Origin of the sequence: Hydrogenovibrio sp. 3SP14C1, from assembly GCF_029625905.1 — a bacterium.
GTDB lineage: Bacteria > Pseudomonadota > Gammaproteobacteria > Thiomicrospirales > Thiomicrospiraceae > Hydrogenovibrio.
The window spans coordinates 1-281 of the sequence record NZ_JARTLM010000062.1; the positions used below are offsets into that span (position 1 = coordinate 1).

Annotated in this window: 1 protein-coding gene; it reads left to right on the forward strand. The window is 53.0% G+C overall.

Annotation, left to right across the window (positions count from 1 at the left end; genetic code table 11):
* Positions 1–281, forward strand: a 281-nt coding sequence (locus P8629_RS11640; protein ID WP_278166290.1) for a hypothetical protein, incomplete at both ends; no start/stop codon positions are given.

Here is a 281-nt window from a genome sequence, read left to right on the forward strand (position 1 = left end):
GGAAGCCGCACGCAATAAATTAGAAGCCGATATGCTGGACGCGGGCGGAATCGGCAGTATCACCACATGTCTTAGCCAGGCGGCGTTAGCGGGTCTGGCGTCCTTCAGTCAACAATTACTGGAGCAACTCACACTATTAATCGCCCAGGAAAATCAATTGGCCGAAATGGGCCAGGCGCTGGAAGTGCTTTATGCCTTAGGGCGGCTGGATGAAATTAGCGGTATGCAAGGCGCGCAGATATTACAAACGACGTTATGCGCGACTATCGATCGCACGCTGT